Below are 20,378 nucleotides of genomic sequence, written 5' to 3' on the forward strand. Positions count from 1 at the left end.
CACGGAGAAGACCCATGACCGACACTCCCGGCGTCGCCCCACCCACGCCGCAGCCCACCGCCACCCGCGACGGCGTGCCCGTCGCCCCGCTGGCCGGCGGCTTCCTGCCGCCCTACGCCGAGCGCTTGCGCCTGATCGCCGACTTCCCGGCACCGAGCGCCGAGGATCTGGCCGCCGCCGACCCCGCCGCGGCCGCCGGGGCGCCCTTCGCCGCGGAGGCCCTGACAGCCATGGAGGCATGGGAAGCTCCCTTCGGGGAGCCGGAGCCCACTCACACGCTCGTCGAGGACCGCGAGCTGCCGGGCCCGCACGGGCCGATACCAGTGCGCATCTACCGCCCCGAACCCGGTTGGAATCCGCCCGCACCCTCGCCCGCCACGGACGCGGGCCTGCGCGCCGGACTGGTGTGGTACCACGGCGGCGCCTTCATGGGCGGCGACCTGGACATGCCCGAGGCCGACGCCGTCGCCCGCGGCCTGACCACCCGCACCGGGGCGAGCGTCGTCTCGGTCTTCTACCGGCTGTGCACCGGCGGCGTTCACTACCCGGTCCCGCACGACGACGCCTACGCCGCCTACCAGTGGGTGCGCGGGCAGGCCGCCGAGTTCGGCATCGACGCCGCTCGCATCGCCGTCGGCGGTGCGAGCGCGGGCGGGAACCTGGCCGCCGGGGTGACACTGCACGGCATCGACGACGCCGCCGCCCCCTGGCAGGCGCTACTCGCCTACCCGGTGGCCCACGGCGGGCGCTGGCCCGCCCCCAGCGAGGAACTGGCCGCCCGCCTGGGGCAGATGCCGCAGATCCTGCGGTTCCCCGCCGACATGCTGGCGGCGATGAACACCAACTACCTCGGCGCCAGGCTCGACGCTGGCGCGGGCGCACCCGCCTACGCCTTCCCGGGGGATGTGGCCGATGCCGACCGCCTGGCGGGCTGGCCTGCCACCTACATCGAGAACTGCGAGAACGATGACCTGCGCGCCTCCGGTGAGGCCTTCGCCCGCCAGCTGCGGCAGGCGGAGGCCGACGTCGAGGTGCTCACCTGCGCGGGTGTGCCCCACGGGCACCTCAATGCCGTCGGCTCGCCGCTGACCGCCGCCAGCCTGGACCGCTTCGCCGCACGGCTGGGCCGCCCGGCCTGAGGCTGTCGCTCCCCCGACGGGGTACGAGCGCCCCGCCGCACTCATCCACAATCTTCCAAGAACACCAATCGGAAAGGACAACCACCGTGACCACCATGCCCCTGTCAGAAATCCTCGCCCAGATGGGCGCCGCCGGACGCCGCCTTGACCACATGGGCGCCGTCGAGGCCGGCGCCGGCAACATCTCCGTGTCCATCAATGCCTCGGCCGAACAGCTGGGCCTGGCCGACCGCTTCCCGCAGGTCGCCCCCGGCACCGAGCTGCCGCTGCCCGCCCCGGCGCTGGCCGGCCGCACCGTACTGGTGACCGGGTCGGGCTGCCGCCTGCGCGACGTCGCCGCATCCCCGGAGGCGAACGTATCCGCCTTCGTCGTGGACGAGGGCGGCGTCACCGGCACCTGGTACACCCACCCCGACCGCGCCTACGTGCGCCCCACCAGCGAGTTCAACTCCCACCTGGCGGTCCACAACGACCAGGTGGCTCAGCGCGGTGTGGACTTCCAGGCCGTCATCCACGCCCAGCCGCCCTACCTGGTCCAGCTCTCCCACATCAAGGACATCCGCAACACCGCGGACTTCAACCGCCGTATCCTGCGCTGGGAGCCCGAGACGATCGTGCAGCTGCCCCAGGGCATCGAGGTCCTCGACTTCATGGTGCCCGGGTCGGCCACCCTCATGGAGAACAATGTGCGCGCCCTGCGCGACCACGTGATCGTGCTGTGGTCCAAGCACGGCATCATGGTGCGCTCCGACATCGCCCCCCTGGCCGCCGTCGACAAGGTCGAGTACGCCGAGACCGGCGCCATGTACGAGGTCCGCAACATCATGGCCGGCGGCCTGGGCGAGGGCGTCACCGACGCCGAGCTGCACGCCGTCGTCGAGGCCTTCAACGTCGACACCGACCTGTTCTAGCCCTTCCACCGCGGCCCTTCCGCCGAGGTCGGTAAGAGTTACACGCCCAGATTGTCCAAATTCGGCATAAACGGCGGCGAGCGCCCGCGACGCCGGAACCGGAACCGCATGATTCCAACCATCTGCAAATGGCGTTTCAGCGTCAGGGGGGCGTTTATGCCGAATTTGGACACTTTTCCTAGAGAACCGCGAAGAAGACTCCCGTGAAAACCACTGCCCCCGTCAACCTGACCGTCGACCACCAGCACGCCCCGCTCGGAGTGGCGGTGCCGCGGCCGGTGCTGTCCTGGCAGGTGCCGGGCGAGGCGCCCGCGAGCGCCTACGAGCTGCAGGTGCGCCGCCTCGACCCGGCCACCGGCGCCGTCATCGAGCCGCCGGTGTGGGCCACCGGCCGCGTGGAGATCCCCGCTCCGCCCGCCTCCCCCTGGCTGCCCTACGACGGCGAGCCCCTGGACTCGGATACCGACTACACCTGGCGGGTACGCATCTGGACCGACTCCGCCGACGCCGAGCCATCGCCCTGGGCCGACTCGGCCTTCTCCACCTCCCTGCTGGGCGGGGCCGACGTCGTCTCCGACTGGGTGGAGCCCACCCAGACGCCGGTGGAGCTGGAGCCGGAGGCCTCCTTCGCCACCCTGTTCACCCCGCAGGAACCGGTACCGGCCGGGGACAAGCTGCATCCGGTAAAGCTCGTGCGCCAAGACCTGCCCCGCACCGACGTCGACGCCGCCCCCATCACCCGCGCCCGCCTGTACTTGAGCGCTCAGGGCGTGATCGAGGCGAGTATCGACGGTGCCGCGATGGGCGACACCGTGCTGGCACCGGGGTGGACCAGCTACCACACCTACACCGAGTTCGAGGTCCACGACGTCACCGCGGCCCTCACCGACCCCGCCGGGGCACCCCGGCCCCATACGTTGGGCCTGCGTCTGGGCGACGGCTGGTTCGCCGGCCGGGCCACCATCACCGGGGAGTCCGGGCAGTACGGCACCCTGCTGCGCGGCTGGTGGCAACTGTCGATCACCCGCGCCGACGGCACCCACCAGACCTGGGGGCCGGACGGCACCGCCCGCTGCACCGAGTCCGGGCCGCTGCGCTACAGCGACATCATGATCGGCGAGAAGCGCGACGACCGGATGGCCGCCGCCGTCGCCGGCTGGGACTGTCCCGGCTTCGACGACTCGGGCTGGGATCCGGTGCGCATCGTCCCGTCCGCCGAGCTGGACCCGGCCACCGCCCTGGAGCCCTTCCGTGGCGAACCCGTGCGCCGCCTGCTGGAGCTGCCCGCCGCCCGGGTGATCACCACCCCGGCCGGGGAGACGGTGCTGGACTTCGGGCAGGTGATCGCCGGGCGGGTGCGGTTGCGCGCCGTCGGGCCGGCCGGCACCGAGATCACCCTGGAGCACTCCGAGCACCTGGACGCCGACGGCAACTTCTTCTCCAACGTGCAGGGCCCGAACAAGGACCAGCGCGACCTCTGGGTCCTGGCCGGCACGGGCACGCCGCAGGCTCCCGAGGCCTACGAGCCGACCTTCACCTTCCACGGCTTCCGCTATGCGCGGGTGACCGGCTACCCCGGCGAGCTGCGCACGGGTGACGCGGTCGCCGTCGTCGTCGGCTCGGATCTGGAGCCGGCGGGCGACTTCACCTGCTCCGACGAGCGCCTGAACCGGCTGCACGCCAACACGGTGTGGTCCCAGCGCGCCAACTTCCTGTCCATCCCCACCGACTGCCCGCAGCGGGAACGGGTCGGCTGGACCGGCGACATCCAGGTCTTCGCCCCGGCCGCCACCAACAACGCCCAAGTGCACACCTTCCTGGCCCGCTGGCTGCGCAACGTGCGCGCCGACCAGCTCGACGACGGCCGCGTGGTCATCATCTCCCCCTTCGCCCCGCGGCAGGCGGCCATGGAGGGGCAGCCCGGCATCGGCGGCATCACCGCCGCGGCCGGCTGGGGCGATGCGATCATCCGTGTACCGCTTACCCTGTGGGAGCGCTACGGCGACGTCGACACCCTGCGCGCCAACTACCCGGCCATGCGAGCCTGGGTGGAGATGCAGTCGCGGCAGGCCGCCACCGAACTGCCGCCCCGCCTGCGCGGCGCCGAATGGGAGGACACGGACCGCACCTCCGGCTGGGAAGCCCTGGATGAGGCCACGACCGCCCGACAGCGACTGCTGTGGAACTCGCGCATGCACTTCGGCGACTGGCTGGCGCCGTCGACCCTGGCCAGTGGCGCCCCGGACGCGATCATGGCGGCGCCGCACCTGACCAGCGAGTTCGTCGGCGCCGCCTTCCACGCCGAGGCGCTGCGCGCCCTCGCCCAAGTGGCGCAGGTCCTCGGGCACTCGGACGACGCGGCCGCCTATCGGGAGCGCTGGGAGGCGGTACGGGCCGCGGTGGCCGCGGAGTACATCGGTGCCGACGGCACCATGACCCCGGACCTGCAGGGCATGTATGTGCTGGCGCTCGCCTTCGACATCGTCGGCGCCGACGATCCGGACGGCGGCGCGCGGCGTCGGGCCGTGGCGGACCGGCTGGTGCGGCTGGTGCATGAGGCGGGCGACCACCTGGACACCGGCTTCCTGTCGGTGCCGTTCCTGCTGGACGTGCTGGTCGACTCCGGGCATGTGGACGCGGCTTGGGCGGTGCTCATGCAGGACACGGTGCCGTCCTGGCTGTATGAGGTGGCCGAGGGGGCGACCACGATCTGGGAGTCCTGGGACGCCGTTGCCCCGGACGGGACCGTGGGGGCGATGAGCTTCAACCACTACGCCTTCGGCTGCGTGGATGACTGGTTGTTCCGCCGCCTGGGCGGGATCGTGCCGACCGAGCCCGGCTACCGGCGGGTGCGGGTGGCGCCGCTGACCGGCGGGCCGGTGTCCTGGGCGCGCTCACGCAGGGACACGCCCTTCGGCCGGGTGGTGGTCGCCTGGGAGCGCGTCGACCGGGCGGTGCCGGACGCGAACATCGCGGAGGCTGCCGCTGACGCCACAGCCGCGGGGCTCGCAGCCCTCGGCTCCACCGTGCGCTACGAGGTGGTCCTGCCGTCTGGCGTCACCGGGGAGCTGGTCACGCCCGACGGCGACGTGCGCGAGCTGACCAGTGGGCGCACGGTGCTGGTCGCATAACCGCCGTGGGCGAGCCTGGAGCACAGGCTGCAACTTGTTTCATGGCGTTACTGAAAGCATGACAGACTGCACACTCTCGGGACTGGCTCGGGCGCCGACCGATCGGTACATTTATGGGCGTCGGCAGGAACAGCCAGCCGGCCCCGGTCGAAGAACCGGCCGGGAGAACTCAACCGAAAGGAACCGAACATGTTCTTCGACATCGATCTGGCCGTCCGCGCCGCCGCCGCCCGTGAGCGCGAGCTCGAGCGTGCGATTGCCGCCGAGAACGAGCAGCGCTGAAAGCGACTGCAACACGGTGACCGCCTGACGCGGCTCACCCCGCGGGCGCTCCCGCGACGGCCATAAGGCCACGGAACACACGGGGCGAGGACGAAGAGGTCCTCGCCCTTCTTGCTGCCCGCCGCCGCAACTCCCTATTGCACCGCGCAATCCGAGAACGGACGCAACCACCATAACGACCGACCTCGGTACGTAAGATCAACCGACCTCGGTACGTAAGATCAACCGACCTCGGCGGGGAAGGCGGGGCGGGGCGACCCGGCCACCCGCGGATCCACCCGTAGGTCCCCCGTAGGTGGCCGTGCCGCTCGCCTCAGTCCCGGCTCAGGCACGCCCCGTTGGACAGGGCGATCTCCCCGAGCACATGGGCGCTGGGCTTGGGGGTGCGTGCCTGAGTGTCCCGGTCGACGGCGATGATGCCGAACTTGGGACCGTAGCCGAAGATCCACTCGAAGTTGTCCATGGCCGACCAGCACATGTAGCCGCGCACGTCCACCCCGTCGGCGATCGCGGCGCCGACCTCGCCGATGGCGGTGCGCAGGAAGTCCACCCGCTGGGTGTCGTCCTCCGTGTTCAATCCATTCTCGGTGACGTAGATCGGCATCTTGACAGCGTCCCAGGCCTGCCGGACCACGGCACCGATCGCCCAGGGCCAGATCTCCTCCCCGCCCTGGTTGAGCACGGCGCCCTCTTCGGGCGGCACCGGCCCGTCGGGGCCCAGCACCGTGCGGTTGTAGGTCTGCAGCCCGACGAAGTCGTCGCCCTCGCTCACGCGCAGGTAGCGCAGGTTGTTCTCCTCGTTCATGCGTGCCACCCGCTCCTCGCCGCCGGGGGCCGCGTGGAAGTCGGAGTTGGCCAGCGTCCAGCCGACCTGCATGTCGGGCTTGACCGCCTTGATGGCCTGGGCGGCGGCCTTGTGGGCGGCGCACTTGATCTCGTAGGCCTGCGGCGTGGCCGAGAGCTGGAAGCCGGCAACCTTGTCCGCCGTCGTCCCCAGGGCGCGGGCGGCACCCTCCCAGGTGGGATTACCGAACCGCTGGGCGGGCTCCCGCTCGCACATGCCCATCTCGCCCAGCAGAATGGCGAGGTTCGGCTCGTTCATGGTGCAGGCGATGTCGAACAGGTCGCCGAGCTCCTCGGTGACGCGGTGGCAGTAGCGGGCGAACAGGGCCGGGGTGCCGGCGTCCTCCCAGCCGCCGCGGGCGATGAGCCACTGCGGGGAGGTGAAGTGGTGGTAGGTGACGATCGGGGTGAGCCCGTGCTCGCGGCAGGCGCGCAGCATGTCGCGGTAGTGGGCGATGGCGACGGCGGAGAACTCGCCCTCGGCCGGCTCGATGCGGCTCCACTCCAGGGAGAAGCGGTAGGAGTTCAGCCCCAGGGAGGCGAGCAGGGCGATGTCCTCCCGGTAGCGCGTGTAGTGGTCGCAGGCGTCGCCGGAGGACTCGGCGTACATGGTGCCCGGTACGTGCTCGTACAGCCAGACGTCGTTGTTGACGTTGCCGCCCTCCACCTGGTGGGAGGCGGTGGCGGTGCCCCACAGGAAGCCCTCGGGGAAGGGCGTGGTGGGGGCGGTCGGGGCGGGCGAGGATGCAGGGGTGGTCATGGGGCGATTATCTCCGTGGTGTAGTCGGTGGTTGGGGGAAGCCGCAGCGAGTTCGGCGGCGGGCGCGAACCCGCCCGGCCGACCGGCGACGGCGGTCGGCGCGGGCCGGTCGTCGTCGGCACGGTTATTTGACGCCCCTGACGAACGGCATGAGCAGGGCGCCCGCGAAGACGAGCGCAGCAGCCGTGCCCCACAACAACGGGTAGTTGTTTGACGCCGGGCCGAGCAGCGTCGGGGCAACGGCCGGCACCAGCACGTTTCCGAGGTTGAGTGCGAGGCCGAACACGGCCATGTCCTTGCCCGCGTCAGCCTCGTTGGGCAGGACCTTGGCGCACAGGGCGAGGTCTACCGTCAGGTACATGGGCTGGCCGACGGCGAAGATCATCCAGGCAACCGTGAATCCGGCGACTGTGGTGGATGTGGCGGCGACGATCAGGCCGACCGCCATGATGATGGCGGCGAGGGCGACGAGGGGCTTGAGCATGCCGAGCTTGTCGGAGATCCAGCCGGAGCCGATGAATACGACGATAGACACGGGGGCGCTCATAAGGGACAGGTGCCCGGCCTGGGCACCCGCCTCCGCGGGGCTCATGTGCAGGCCGATGATGAGGTAGAGGACGAAGAATCCGAGGAAGGCCGCCATGCCCGCGCCGGCGAGGAAGCGTGCGAGCCAGACAATGCCGAAGTTCGGCTGCTTGACCGGGTTGACGAACATGTGGGCGAACATGTCCAGGGTGCCGCCCTGCGGGATCTCCTCGCGGCTGTGCTGCGGGTCCTTGTAGAGGAGCAGGAGCGGCAGGGCACTGATGATCGCGAGCGCCGGGGGAACAGTCATGAGCAGGATGGTGGAAATGTCAACGAGGGCGCCGGCGATGTAGGACCCGGCGCTCATCGCGAGTGCGCCACACAGGCCCATGAAGCCCATGATGCGTCCACGCATGTTGGCGGGAACGCCTTCGACGGGAATGACGGAATAGGCGTTGAATCCGGCCTGGGCGGAGGCGATGCCGACGATGTAGGCGCCGATGATGACTATGGAGCTCGTCGAGTATCCGATGACGAGGAAGCATGCGAAGGCGACGAGGTAGCCGCCTACGATCCAGGGGCGACGGCGGCCGAAGCGCAGGAGAGTGCGGTCACTCAGTGCCCCCACGATCGGGACCACGACGAGCATGAGCAGGGCGGACAGGGACGTGGCCCGCGAGTAGACCAGGGTGGCCAGTCCCTCATCGATGACACTCAGGCGCAGCTGCAGAGCCGTGCCCATGCCCATCATCATGATGTAGCCGCCGATGGCGGCGACGAGGACCAGCCAGATCGTCTTGCGCGGGTTGCCGAACTTGGCGGTGATGCGGGCGGCCTCCTCTTCCTCCGGACTCATGGGGGCGGCCTGAGCGGAGTACGTGCCCTCGCCGGTAGGGGCTTCGTGGTTCTCCGCAACGACGGCGGAGGCGTGGGGATCTTCGGCACCTTCATACCTGGTGCTGGGTGGGGTGGTCATTGATCGTCCTTGATATGCGGCCGGCAGCGGTGCCGGCTACGACGCGCTCACGGGAGCCGCAGCGCCTGTCGATACCACCATAGCTCAAGTTGCACCACCTTGGTCAAGATCTATATCACTTCCAATTTGGTCTACATCGCCTGTTCGTCGGCGCGCCCGCCCGATCACCCGCACCTGTGCCACACCGGACGGCTCCGCCACACCGGGGACCGCCCCACACGGCAATCAACTAGGATCGCCATGTGGGCCGACCGCTCCCGCGTGGACCCGGCCCCCTCCCACACACGCCACCGGCCAGAGACGAGGTTGACAGTGTCCGCTTCAGACGCCGTCGCCCCTCCGGACGGGCGCACGCGCTACGCCAACGGGGAGCGCCGCCGCGCCGCCATCACCGACGCCGCCATGGAGGTCTTCGCCGAGCAGGGCTACAACAACCTCTCGCTGCGTCAGATCGCCGACGCCGTCGGGGTGAGCCACACCCTGCTGCGCCACCACTTCGGCAACAAGGAGAAACTGCTTGAGGCGGTTCTGAAGCGGCGCGAGGAGACCGAGTCCGAGTGGCGAGCCACCCTCTTCGCCGAGCACGGCCTGCTCGAAGCGCTTCCCCTGGTCATGGAGCACAACGCCACGATTCCCGGCCTCATCCAGCTCGACGCCGTCATGCGCGCCGAGGCGGTCAACCCCGAGCACCCCGCACACGACTACATCGTCGGCCTGGCCCGGCGTTTCCGGGCGGCGGTGCGCGCCGACCTGGAGGGCGAACGCGACGCGGGGCGGCTGCGCACCGACGTCGACCTGGACCTGGCCGCCATGCAACTGACGGCACTCATCGAGGGCGTGCAGGCGGAGTGGCTGCTGGACCGCGACGTCGATATGGCCGGCGTCGTACGCGACTTCGCCGAACACCTGCGCAAGGCCTAGCCGCCCAGCCCCGGAGCCGTCACCCGCTGCCAAGTTTCCGCAGTCCTGGCGGCGGTCTCTACCACGACCCTGGAGTGCATTCCACGACCTCGGTGACACTTCACGACCTTGGGGTACATTCCACGACCACCCCGAGGTCGTGCAATAGGCACGAAGGTCGTAAAACGCCGCCCGGGGTCGTGCAGTACACGGGACGACGCAAGCACCGCGGACTTCCGGGGCAGCGACGGCGGTACAGGGCGGTCCGGGCTCCGCAACACCGACCACTCCAACGTCAACACCTGGCGGAGAACCACACCCCTTGAGGTGCCTCGAGTCTCTGAATACCGTAGCGGGCAGCACTGCCGCGCCACGTGCCCGAATCAACCGACGAGAGGAACACCCATGCGGATCGGCATTATCGGAACCGGCAATATCGGCGCCAGCATCGTGCGCGCATTGAGCGCCGCCGGACACGACGTCGCCGTCGCCAACTCCCGCGGCCCGCAGACCATCCCGGCCGAGCTGCTCGTTGACGGCGCCCGTCCCGTCACGCCCGCGCAGGCGGTCGAAGGCGCCGAGGTGGTCATCCTCTCGGTGCCGCTCAGCGCGATCCCCACACTGGCGCCGCTCCTGTCCGACCTCCCCGAGGATGCGACCGTCGTCGACACCTCGAACTACTACCCGGGCCGCGACGGCGCAGACTTGCTGCCCGCCGGCATGGTCGAAAGCCTGTGGGTGTCCGAGCAGCTGGGCCGCCCCGTCGCCAAGGCGTGGAACGCCATCGGCTCGGCGTCACTGGCCAACAAGGGCACCCCCGCGGGAACCCCCGGACGCATCGCCCTGCCCGTGGCCGCAGACCGGAGCATCGACAAGCAGCGGGCCATGGCACTGGTCGAGGAGACGGGCTTCGACGCCTTCGACGCGGGCTCCTTGGCCGAGTCGTGGCGCCAGCAGCCCGGGACACCCGCATACGGCACGGATTTGACGCTCAACTCACTCCCCGGGGCCCTCGGGCGCGCCGACGCCGAGCGCGCCCCGGAGCGGCGCGACCTAGTGGTCGGAGTGTTCTCGAGCTGGCTCGGCGCAGGCGTGAACCCGGACGCACAGTGGGGCGTCGCCGTCGCACGTCTCATCTGCGGTGGTCCCGCCGGCGCTGCCGACGACTCCACGGCGGAGCACTAGCCGGCCCGAAACGCGTGGAGCGGGCAGTGCTCGCTCCACGCGTTTCGGCACGCCGCTCTCGCGGTCCATCCCGACCGCGCACGCGGAAAGGTTGACGAATCGCCCGCGGGCCGAATACGCTCACACCCATCCGTGAAACGGTTCAACGACGATCCGGAGGACCCGTGACCACACGCCAGCCCAGTCAGCCCGCCGCCGCCAAGAGTTCAAGCTCAAGCACTCCGCTCACAGCCGATGCCGGCGCACCCAACGCCGGTCTCCTCACCGCCGCCGCGCCCTACGCCACCGACCCGGTCGGCCCCCTGGCCGCCCCACACCGGCTGCGCGCGGACCACCACCGCCCCGATAAGCCCGTCCTCGGCGGCACCGGCCCCACTCCCGCACTGTCATGGGAGGTGCCGACCGCACCCGCCGGATGGAGCCAGGCACATGCCGAAATCGAGATCGTCCGCGCAACCGTCGGCGCACTACCCGCCGCCCCGCAGACCTTCGCCCTGGAGGGGGCCGACTCCCTGTTCGTTCCCTGGCCCACCACACCGCTGAACTCACGCGAGAGCGCCGCCTGGCGGGTGCGCGTTGCCTGGGAAGACGGAATCTGGTCGCCCTGGTCGGCACCCGCCGTCGTCGAGACCGGCCTGCTGGGCCGCGACGACTGGACCGCCCGCCCCATCACGGCCCCCGGCAACCGACGCACCGATCCGGCACCGGTGATGGTCCGCCGCCTCACCGTCCCCGCCGGCACCACCGCCGCCCGCCTGCACCTGACCGCCGGCGGCATCTACGAGGCCTTCATCGACGGCGTCAAGGTCGGCGCGGACGAGCTCGCCCCGGGCTGGACCGAGTATTCCCGGCGCATCCTCGTGCAGACACACGACGTCACTACCGCGCTGACGCCGGGCGAGCACGAGCTCGCCGTCGTCCTGGGCAATGGCTGGTACCGCGGCCACCTGACCTGGGCGATGCGCGAGGCCGTCTACGGCGAGAACCTGTGGCTGCTGGCCCAGGTGGAGCTGAGCGACGGGCAGGACACCACCGTCATCGGCACGGATGAGGCGTGGACCTGGCGCCCCTCCAACGTCACCGCCAACGACCTGTACAACGGCCAGTCCACGGACCTGCGCTTGCCGGCGCTGGGCGAGGCGGAGGCCGAATCCCCGGTCGCCACCCTCGACCTGCCCGAAGCGGCACTGGAACCGACCACGCTGCCGCTGCCCACCGTCGTCGGCGAGGTGCGGCCCGTGGAGGTCATAACCACGCCGTCGGGCAGGCGCATCGTGGACCTGGGGCAGAACCTGACCGGGCACCTGCGCCTGACCGTCCCCGGCGGCCACGTGGGGGACGTGGTCACCCTGCGTCACGCCGAGGTCCTCGAGCACGGCGAGCTGGGAACGCGCCCGTTGCGCCACGCCGAGTGCACCGACCGTGTCACCCTGGCGGGTACCGGCACCGTCGAACGGCCCGAGGTCTTCACCCCCACCCTCACCCAGCACGGCTTCCGCTACGTGGACGTGGAGGGCTTCCCCGGCGACGACGACGCTCTGCTCGCCTCCGTCACCGCACGCGTGGTATCGGCCGGGATGGAGCGGGCGGCCTGGTTCGCCAGCTCCCAGCCGCTCGTGGACCGGCTGGTGGAGAACACCCGCTGGTCCACGATCGACAACTTCATCACCGTGCCCACCGACTGCCCGCAGCGCGACGAACGCCTGGGCTGGACCGGCGACATCGGCGCCTTCGCCCCCACCTCCCTGAGCCTGTACGACGCCGCCGCCTTCCTGAACTCCTGGACGAAGGACCTGGCCGCCGCCCAGACGCCCGACGGCGCCCTGCCGGTGGTCTCCCCCGACGTGCTCGACGGCAACAAGCTGACCTGCGCCTGGGGCGACGCCATCACCCTCGTGCCCTGGGCGGTCTACGAGGCCACCGGGAACCCCGCCGTGCTGGCGGCGAGCGTGGAGGCGATGAGTTGCTTCGTCGACGGCGTCGACGCCGTGGCCGGGGCCTCCCACCTGTGGCGGGGCGGCTTCCAGTTCGGCGACTGGCTGGACCCCGACGCCCCGCCGGACAACCCGGGCGCCGCCAAGGCCGACCCGGATGTGGTGGCCACTGCCTACTTCGCCCGCAGCGCCGGCATCACCGCCCGCGCCTGGGCGATCCTCGGCGACGCCGAGCGCGCAGCCCACTACGAGGCGCTGGCCGCGAGCGTGCGGGAGGCGTACCTGGATGCCTACGTCACCGCCGACGGGCTGATCCTGTCCGACTGCGCCACCGTCTACGCCCAGGCACTCGCCTGGGACCTGCTGGACACGCCGCGGCGCGTGAACGGGGCCGGACAGCGCCTGGCCGACCTGGTGCGGCTGCGGTCCTTCCGGATCTCCACCGGCTTCGTCGGCACCCCGCTGGTGCCGACCGCGCTGGTCAGGGGCGGCCAGGCCGCCACGGCCTCCCGCCTCGTGCTGGAGCGGGAGTGCCCCAGTTGGCTGTACCCGGTAACCATGGGGGCCACCACCATCTGGGAGCGCTGGGACTCCATGCTTCCCAACGGGGACATCAATCCCGGGGAGATGACCAGCTTCAACCACTACGCGCTGGGCGCCGTCGCCCAGTGGCTGATCACCGACCTGGCGGGCCTGGACGTCGTCGGCGCCGGCGGCCGGGCGCTGCGAGTGGCCCCGCAGGTGGGGCACGGCTTCACCTCCGCGAGCGTGGTGCGGCGGCTGCCGCTGGGCACCGCCCGCACCGCCTGGGAGATCGACGGCGATGTGCTGCACGTGAGCGTGCAGGTGCCGGTGGGGGCGAGCGCCGAGCTGGTGCTGCCCGGGTCCGCGCCGGAGACGCTCGGGCACGGCGTGCACGAGCGCACGGTGAGCTTGCCCGAGCAGCTGCGCGACGGCGGCCGGACGATCCGCACGGTGCGGGAGCTCATGGACGATGACGCGGCCTGGGCACGCGTGGTGGAGGCGGTGTCCGGCAAGCACGGCGCCTACATGGCGGACCCGGCATCCACGCTCACCGGCTTCCTCACCCACGAGCTCGACTCGACCGCGAAGGTGATCCCGGGCGCAGCCACCATGTATGGCTTCATCCCCGGCATGGAGGAGGCCGGGGCCGCGCTGGATGTCGTGATCGCGGAGGTGGCGCCGGATGCGCCGGAGGTCCCCTCCGCCCAGCGAGGCTGACCCCCACCTCCCCCTCCACCGAGGTCGGTAGATCTTACGCGCCGAGGTCGGTAGATCTTACGTACCGAGGTCGGTCGTTATGGCGGTGGTCCGGGAGCGCCCCGCGCTCACGGGCCACTGCCCCGGTCTCAGAAGGAAAGCGCTATGTCCAACCGCTCCACTCGCCCGATCCTGCCGGGTTACTACCCGGACCCGTCCATCTGCCGCGCGGAGGACACGTTCTGGCTGGTCAACTCCAGCTTCGAGTACCTGCCCGGCGTGCCGGTGCACCGCTCCATCGACCTGGTGCACTGGGAGCAGGTCGGCCACGCCTACACGCGTCCGACCGCCCTGCCGCTGCCCGGCGGCGACGCCGGCTCCCAGGGCACCTTCGCCCCCACCATCCGCCACCACGACGGCACCTTCTATGTGATCGTCACCAATATGGGTCAGGATCCACTGGGTCAGCGCATCGTGCGCACCACCGACCCGGCCGCTGGCTGGTCTGACCCGGTCGAGGTGCCCGACACCCCGGGCATCGACTCGGACCTGTGCTGGGACGAGGAGGGCATCTGCCACCTGAGCTGGCGCGGGGTGTCCTTCGAGACCGGCACCGCAGTCTCCACGCTGCGCTCGGTGCCGATCGACCCGGATACCGGCGAACGTCTGGGCGAAGTGGTGGATCTCTGGCAGGGCACGGGCATGCGCGACGCGGAGGGACCGCACCTGTACCGGCGCCGAGGCTGGTGGTACCTGCTGCTGGCCGAGGGCGGCACCGGCGTCGGGCACTGCGTGACCATGGCGCGCGCCCGCGAGCTGACCGGCCCGTGGGAGCAGCACCCCGGCAACCCGATCCTCACCCACCGCTCCACCGACCATCCGGTGCAGGCCACCGGGCACGCCGACCTCGTCCCGCTCGACGACGCCGGTTGGGACGGAGTTCGCTTCGCCATGGTGCACCTGGGCATCCGCCAGTTGGAGCCCTTCCCCGGCTACCACGTCAACGGCCGGGAGACCTTCCTGGTCGGCGTCGACTGGGAGGGGGACTGGCCGGTCGTCGTTGAGGACCGCTATGCGGAGGCGATCGCCGCGCGCGACGCCGCCTCTACGCACGCCTTCACCGATGAGTTGCGCGGGCACCCCGGCCCGGTCGCGGACGGCGATGCCCCCTGGGACCTGCCCGACCGGTGGGTCTCCCCCGGCGGGCTCGCCCGTACCGCGTTGACGCGCAACGCCGCCGGGGCGCTGGCGATCACCGCGCCCGACGACGACGCCGCGCCGCGTCCACTGCTGGCGACCCGGTGCCGCGACACCGACTGGCGGGCCGAGGCGGAGTTGGCGGTGGAGCCGGGCGCCGTCGTCGAGCTCTGCGTGTATCTAGACCCCGATCACCGGGCCGCCGTGCGCTGGGACGGGAACCGCGTTGTGGGCGTGGCGACCTCGGCGCCGTTCGAGCAGGTTCTCGGCGAATTGGCGGCAGAGGACCTGAAAGCGCCACGGGGGCGGGCGCTGCGACTGTGGGTGAGCGCGCAGCTACCGGAGTCGGGCTTCTTCGGGCAGCGCCTACCCGACGAGCTGGTGCTGGGCGTGAGTATGGCCGGACGGGACGTCGAGTTGGGGCGGCTCGACGGCCGCTACCTGTCCACCGAGGTGGCCGGTGGCTTCACCGGTCGGGTCGTGGGCGTGCGCGCCATCCGCGGCACCGCGACCGTTGGGCGCTTCGACTACCAGCCGATGTAAGTGCACAGGATGCGGGCGGAAGGAGTGCGTCGCCCGCGAGCTCACCAGAGGGAAGACGCGGATTGGCACATCATCGTTCAGGAGGCGAGTTCGCGTTCGAGGATCTCACGCAGTAGCTGACTTCGGGTCTCCCCACGCGACTGCGCCCTGCGGTCAAGCGCCTCGCGCCGAGAACGCGGCACTTTGAAGGCGACTGTCACGAGTTCCTCCTCAGATAGCCGCGGGCGCCCAGGCGGACCCACGACGAAGGCACCCGGCTCCCCCGGAAAGTCTCCGCGTTCGGCCGCCCGCGCGAGCGCCTCAATGTCCCCTTCTGTGAGCGTCCTGCCGGACTTGGTTGTGTATGTCTTCACCGGTTCCTCCACGTCCGGGTGCCGCTCCGCCACCCGCGGGTGTACCAGGACGCCGTCAGCCATGAACCCCACCTTTTGTGTCACAAATATGTTAGACGAAAATCCTGTGGAGGGGAAGGCTTATCAGTCGCAGCGCACCCGCACCGCCATCCACGGACGGCTCGGCAACGGCACCTCGACCTCGCCGCTCACCCCAGACGCGACCTGCTCCACCGTCATGTTCCACGTGTCGATGACATCGATCGCCCCGGTACGCCCCGCCGGCACCGTGACCGTGGTCCGACAGGGCTGCGCACCACCAAAAAAGGTCAGCAGGTAGCCATCCCCATCGACCGCAGTCTTCATACCCAGGCCGGGAGGCGCAGGCAGCAGCCGCCCACGCGGGGCCTCCTGGATGAGCCGGCGCAGGAAGGCAATGCGTTTCCAGCTCTCACCCCGCAGGACACCGCCGTGGGCCCACCAGATCCCCTCCTCATGGAAGTAGGTCTCACCGTGGGTCATGCCGGCGCCGCGAATAATGCCCTCCCAGAAACGACGCAGCTCCTCCTCAGCGGTGAGGTTTCCCCACTCGTGCTCCAGGTTGCCCTCATAACCGTATTCGTCGATGACGACCGGTTTGCCGAAGCGGTTTCGCAGTTCGTCCACCTTCCGTCCCATCTCGTAGCCTCCGCCCTGGAAGGACACGTGACTGACCCAGTCGGCGGAGGCGTCGAAGGGCTCGAAGATGTTGTGTACGCCGATGGGGTGCCCCACCGGGTCCTCCTCCACCACAATCCGCCCCAGACGGTCCCAATCCGAGAGGCGCTTAGTTGTCAGCAGCTCGTACTCGTTGGCCATGGACCACCACACGTTGGGGAAGGCGGCCAAACGCCGGACCACGTGCCTCAGGTAGGCGTCGTCGACGTCCGGAGTCATCTCCGCGAAGCCCCAACGGTCGTAGGGGTGAAAAAGGATGAGATCGGCGATGATCCCGAGGTGCCCCAGTTCCCGCACGCACTGCTCAAGCCTGTCGAAGAAGTCTGCATCGAACGCGTCCCAGTCCCACTCGCGCTCTCCCGGGCCGGCCGAGCGAAAGGGGACGGATTCCGGATCGGCGTGGTTGTAGTCGTAATGCTTAGGGAAGATGCACATGCGGAGCTTGTTGAAGCCGCTGGACGCCAGCGTCTCCAAGGTGCGGCGGCGCATGTCGGCACCCTGATGAATCCAGGCGTAGGCGGTGGTGCCCAGGGGCGTGAAAGGCAGGCCATCGGCATGGGCGAAGTGCCCGGCTACGACGCGCACAGGCCCGTGCTCACCTATGCCCGCCGGGTGGACATCGACTTCCGCCTCGAGCGGAGCGACCGCAGCGATCCCGTCGACACGCAAGCGCCAGTGGCCGGACACCTCGGGCAGGAAGCGGGCGGCCAGCTCGTCGCCGCGGCGATAGAAGACTCTCACGGACGTCCGTATACGGCTGCCTCCGGTCGTATCTCCGGTATCGGCGCCCGGGCCGGCGGACTCCACATCGGCCGCGTCGACGTCAACGAGTGTGGCGGTGAGGGTGACACTTCCAGCGATCTCGACGGCACGCAGTAGGGCTCCCGCGCCGGGAATGGTAACGGTTACCTCCACGGGCTCGTAGCAGCGGGCCGACACCGGGGCGCTCAATCGTGCTCGCGCCTGCTGTTCTAGCGTTGGCGCGGCGAGCGGGCGGGCCGCGCGGCGCACGGGCAGCACAGTGGGATCCTCGAGTTCGGCGAGCTCGGCGAGGAGCTCGGCACGCGCGGGGTTGTCCCAGCCGAGCGTGATCCCCAGCAGCCCGCCGATGGGAAACTCGGGGTGTTCGACGGCGACCTGGAGGTCGGTAAGCCACGGGATGCCGTGTTGAAGGAGAGCGCGTGCCTGCGGCACGCTGAGGACCGCCCCCAGGGTGGATTGCGGGCTGAAGTGGTTCATAGCAATCGCCTCCGACGATGTGAATGAGGATGACAGCCGCATCCGTCACGGCTGCTCGATGCGAGCGGGTGCGCGCAGAGTGCGGTGGCGCCCAACGACGGCGTCGGACCCGGTGACTCGGAAGGATGCCTCTGCACGCACATTATCGCTGGAGGAGCCCACCCGCAGATCCACATCTCCGGCCTCGACCATCCAGTGCATGTCCCCGTCCAGCAGGGCCAGCAGGCTCGGAGCCACCTCGAAAACGACGATGGCAGACTCACCGGCCGCAAGTTCGATGCGCTGGAAGCCGATTAGTTCCTGAACGGGACGAGTCGTCGTGGCGTAGCGGTCGGTGGCGTAGAGCTGGACTATCTCGGTGCCGGTCCGTTCCCCGGTATTGGTCACCGCGACGCGTGCCGACACAGTGCCGTCGGGCGCGATGGACTCAGCGTCCAACTCAAGTTCGGAGTATGCGAAAGACGTGTAGGACAGGCCGTATCCGAACGCATAACGCGGAGTGTGAGGCATGTCGACGTACTCGGGAAAACCCACCGACTCGCCCTGATGCCACTGGGAACCGTTGGGGTGGTTGTAGTAGACCGGCACTTGTCCGGCGCTGCGGGCGACGGACACGGGCAGGCGCCCGGTAGCGTCGACGGCGCCGGTCAGGACGTCAACGATGGCTTGTCCCCCGACCTCGGCCGGGTTCCACACCTCAAGTAGGGCGCTGAGCCCATCGGCGGCATCGGAGGAGACGGGCCGACCATCCATGTGAATGCCGATGGCGGGAACGCCGAGCGCTTCGATCCGTCGCAGCAGCCCCTCCTGCGAGGCGGGCAGACCCACCTCCGTCGAATCGATTCCCTCACCCATTGTGGCAATGGAACCCGTCCCGTTCTTGCCGCCGAGCATGAGAATGACGAGGTCTGTATCCGTTGCCGCCGTAAGCGCTTCCTCATACCCGGCGTCGGAGTCTCCCGCGACTTCGTATCCACGTACCCAATCGATCTCGCTGTTGGCCAGGCGCTCACGCAACTCATCGAGGATACAGCGGGCGTCGGGGTGGAAGGCGCCCAGGATGGCGTCGAATTCCTCCCGTTCGTCGGACTGGACGGGCGTTCCGGGAATCGTGTCGTATCCGGTGGTCGTCTCGGCGTCGGCATCGATGGTGCCGGCCATGGAGGCACGCGCGGCCAGCACGCCCTCGGCCATGGACTCGTGCGTGTAACCGGCGAAGTGGAAGCGGGCATTCACGGCCTGGGGGCCGACGACGAGCACGCGTCCGGGGGCGCGGTCGCCCGTCGCGGGGAGCGGCAGGATACCGTCGTTGCGCAGCAGCACGATGGACTCGCGGGCGCTGCGCAGGGCGGTCTCACGGGCCCGCTCGCGAGCGACTCCGGTGAAGGGGACCGTCAGTCCGGCCCCCTCGCGGGCATAGGGATCCTCGAACAGTCCCATGCGGAACTTGGCCTCCAACACTCGGCGCACTGCACGATCCAGCGCGGCCATGTCCGCCCGGCCGGAGTCGAAGCGGGCGGCAAGCTCATCGTTGAACCCCTGGATTTCATGCCATTCGGCATCCATGCCGGCGGTAAGGGCGCGTTGCCCCGCGTCGGCGAAGGTCGCGGCGACCTTCTGGAATGCGTGCATGTTGCCGATGGCGCCGTAGTCGGAGACGACCACACCCGTGAATCCCATCTCCTCGCGGAGCAGGCCGGTGAGCAGGCTGCGGGATCCGGATGCGACTTCGCCATTGATCGAGTTGTAGCAGGGCATGACGCCCCCGAGCCCGGCATTAATAGCAGCCTGGAAGGGCTTGGCGTAGACCTCGCGCAGGAGGCGGGCGGTCACGGGTGCGTGAGCACCATGGATACCCCCCTCTGAGCCGTGGAAGCCGACGAAGTGCTTGGCAACCGCCTCGGTGCGCCGGCCGGTGCCGTCGTCGGCCTGAAGGCCACGGGTGAAGGCGGCACCCAGGGCACCGGCCAACGTGGGGTCCTCGCCGTAGGCCTCGCCGAAACGTCCCATGCGGGGGTCTCGGGCGATGTCGAGTACTGGGGCAAGGGAATAAGTGATGCCGACAGCCCGTTCCTGAGCGCCGACGATCCGTCCGAGTTCCTTCTCCAGCTCCGGGTCGAAGGAGGCGCCGCGACCGATTCCGTTGGGGAGGGAGACGGCACCGGGCAGATACGCGCCGCAAACGGCCTCCATGTGGAAGGCCGCGGGGATGCCGTGGGGCTGACGGGCAATGATCTCGGCCTGGAGACGGCGCTGGAACGCCGCCACCTCGGCAAGATCGGTGACTCGTCGCATTTCCAGGGTGGTGACGTGACCGACTCCGAGCGGCGTCCCCGCGACAACGGCCTGGATGTCCGTGTCGGCGTCGCAGCTGCGGGGGAACACGCATTGCAGCTGGCTGAGCTTCTCGGCCGTGGGCATGTCTGCGAGTAGACGGTCGGCGCGTTGCGCCGGACTGAGGCTGGTGTCCAACCAGGGTGCGCTGTGCATTCGGGGTCTCCTTATCGGGTCGTGTATTTGCAGGCAATCTGTTGCGGCCGCAG

The 20,378-nt window shown here is 69.9% G+C and carries 12 protein-coding genes; 7 read left to right on the top strand and 5 right to left on the bottom strand.

Annotation, left to right across the window (positions count from 1 at the left end; all coding sequences use genetic code 11):
- The first annotated feature begins 14 nt into the window (after positions 1-14).
- The 3 genes from BN1056_RS00175 (at position 15) to BN1056_RS00185 (ending at position 5,181) form a co-directional block, all read left to right on the top strand.
- Positions 15-1,139: an alpha/beta hydrolase gene (locus BN1056_RS00175; protein ID WP_210578141.1), complete on the top strand. Its 1,125-nt coding sequence runs from the start codon at positions 15-17 to the stop codon at positions 1,137-1,139.
- A gap of 95 nt (positions 1,140-1,234) precedes the next feature.
- Positions 1,235-2,050: a class II aldolase/adducin family protein gene (locus tag BN1056_RS00180; RefSeq protein ID WP_244671412.1), complete on the top strand. Its 816-nt coding sequence runs from the start codon at positions 1,235-1,237 to the stop codon at positions 2,048-2,050.
- Between the two features lie 203 nt (positions 2,051-2,253).
- The gene (locus tag BN1056_RS00185; RefSeq protein ID WP_210578143.1) at positions 2,254-5,181 is read left to right on the top strand and encodes an alpha-L-rhamnosidase; all 2,928 of its coding nucleotides are present in this window, start codon (positions 2,254-2,256) and stop codon (positions 5,179-5,181) included.
- Between the two features lie 595 nt (positions 5,182-5,776).
- Here the strand turns inward: BN1056_RS00185 and BN1056_RS00190 are convergent.
- Both BN1056_RS00190 and BN1056_RS00195 read right to left on the bottom strand, forming a co-directional pair.
- Positions 5,777-7,066 carry a glycoside hydrolase family 1 protein gene (locus BN1056_RS00190; protein ID WP_210578144.1) on the bottom strand — a complete coding sequence of 430 codons (1,290 nt, stop codon included), beginning with the start codon at positions 7,064-7,066 and terminating at the stop codon, positions 5,777-5,779.
- Between the two features lie 124 nt (positions 7,067-7,190).
- Positions 7,191-8,567, bottom strand: a complete 1,377-nt coding sequence (locus BN1056_RS00195; RefSeq protein ID WP_210578145.1) for an MFS transporter — start codon at positions 8,565-8,567, stop codon at positions 7,191-7,193.
- Between the two features lie 312 nt (positions 8,568-8,879).
- On the opposite strand from BN1056_RS00195, the gene BN1056_RS00200 reads away from it, so the two are divergent.
- From BN1056_RS00200 to BN1056_RS00215, 4 genes are all read left to right on the top strand, one after another.
- Positions 8,880-9,488 (top strand): TetR/AcrR family transcriptional regulator, encoded by a 609-nt coding sequence (locus BN1056_RS00200; RefSeq protein WP_073329043.1) that lies wholly within the window; start codon positions 8,880-8,882, stop codon positions 9,486-9,488.
- Between the two features lie 384 nt (positions 9,489-9,872).
- A complete protein-coding gene (locus tag BN1056_RS00205; RefSeq protein ID WP_210578147.1) occupies positions 9,873-10,652 on the top strand; it encodes an NADPH-dependent F420 reductase in 780 nt (259 codons plus the stop codon).
- A 164-nt stretch (positions 10,653-10,816) separates the two neighbouring features.
- A complete protein-coding gene (locus tag BN1056_RS00210) occupies positions 10,817-13,828 on the top strand; it encodes an alpha-L-rhamnosidase (RefSeq protein ID WP_210578148.1) in 3,012 nt (1,003 codons plus the stop codon).
- Positions 13,829-13,972: 144 nt separating this feature from the next.
- Positions 13,973-15,547, top strand: a complete 1,575-nt coding sequence (locus BN1056_RS00215) for a glycoside hydrolase family 43 protein (RefSeq protein WP_210578150.1) — start codon at positions 13,973-13,975, stop codon at positions 15,545-15,547.
- Between the two features lie 77 nt (positions 15,548-15,624).
- Here BN1056_RS00215 and BN1056_RS00220 read toward each other — a convergent pair whose 3' ends face one another.
- From BN1056_RS00220 to BN1056_RS00230, 3 genes are read right to left on the bottom strand one after another with little or no spacing between them, the layout of a single operon-like run.
- A complete protein-coding gene (locus tag BN1056_RS00220) occupies positions 15,625-15,963 on the bottom strand; it encodes a CopG family transcriptional regulator (RefSeq protein ID WP_210578152.1) in 339 nt (112 codons plus the stop codon).
- Positions 15,964-16,023: 60 nt separating this feature from the next.
- The gene (locus tag BN1056_RS00225) at positions 16,024-17,835 is read right to left on the bottom strand and encodes a DUF5605 domain-containing protein (RefSeq protein WP_210578154.1); all 1,812 of its coding nucleotides are present in this window, start codon (positions 17,833-17,835) and stop codon (positions 16,024-16,026) included.
- Between the two features lie 45 nt (positions 17,836-17,880).
- Complete coding sequence (locus BN1056_RS00230; protein WP_210578156.1) at positions 17,881-20,325, bottom strand: glycoside hydrolase family 3 N-terminal domain-containing protein; 2,445 nt, start codon at positions 20,323-20,325, stop codon at positions 17,881-17,883.
- Positions 20,326-20,378: the final 53 nt, after the last annotated feature.

This window comes from Actinomyces succiniciruminis (assembly GCF_900002405.1).
Taxonomy (GTDB): Bacteria; Actinomycetota; Actinomycetes; order Actinomycetales; family Actinomycetaceae; genus Actinomyces; species Actinomyces succiniciruminis.

Bases quoted from the DNA above. Each gene is read 5' to 3' on its own strand.
- BN1056_RS00175 (WP_210578141.1), top strand. From the start codon at position 15: ATGACCGACACTCCCGGCGTCGCCCCACCCACGCCGCAGCCCACCGCC.
- BN1056_RS00180 (WP_244671412.1), top strand. From the start codon at position 1,235: ATGCCCCTGTCAGAAATCCTCGCCCAGATGGGCGCCGCCGGACGCCGC.
- BN1056_RS00190 (WP_210578144.1), bottom strand. From the start codon at position 7,066: ATGACCACCCCTGCATCCTCGCCCGCCCCGACCGCCCCCACCACGCCC.
- BN1056_RS00195 (WP_210578145.1), bottom strand. From the start codon at position 8,567: ATGACCACCCCACCCAGCACCAGGTATGAAGGTGCCGAAGATCCCCAC.
- BN1056_RS00205 (WP_210578147.1), top strand. From the start codon at position 9,873: ATGCGGATCGGCATTATCGGAACCGGCAATATCGGCGCCAGCATCGTG.
- BN1056_RS00215 (WP_210578150.1), top strand. From the start codon at position 13,973: ATGTCCAACCGCTCCACTCGCCCGATCCTGCCGGGTTACTACCCGGAC.
- BN1056_RS00220 (WP_210578152.1), bottom strand. From the start codon at position 15,963: ATGGCTGACGGCGTCCTGGTACACCCGCGGGTGGCGGAGCGGCACCCG.
- BN1056_RS00225 (WP_210578154.1), bottom strand. From the start codon at position 17,835: ATGAACCACTTCAGCCCGCAATCCACCCTGGGGGCGGTCCTCAGCGTG.
- BN1056_RS00230 (WP_210578156.1), bottom strand. From the start codon at position 20,325: ATGCACAGCGCACCCTGGTTGGACACCAGCCTCAGTCCGGCGCAACGC.